The 257-nt window shown below is 51.4% G+C and carries 1 pseudogene; it reads right to left on the minus strand.

Annotated features, from left to right (window positions below):
- A pseudogene (locus ACX5KA_RS02890) lies at positions 1–257 on the minus strand (IS3 family transposase); the annotation flags it as partial.

A 257-nucleotide genomic window follows, 5' to 3' on the forward strand; every position in this document is an offset into this window, starting at 1 on the left:
CAGATATCCAAAATGGCTTGTTGTTCTATCTCAGTTAGCTTATTTGCAGGCGTCGGCCTGCTCGCCTCCGGGCGCTTATCTGCACAAATTCCATCCGCGTCCCGCCATCGTTGTAACGTGCGCAGGGATAAGCCGATGATGCCACAGGCTTTGTGCTTTCTGGCCCCCGCACTAACGGCTTCATCAATCAGTGAAATATAGTATTGCCTATCTGAGAACGTGGTTAGTTGTCCTCGTCTTCCCCCCAGTAGGCATTT

The sequence above is a fragment of the Alteromonas alvinellae genome (assembly GCF_902705805.1).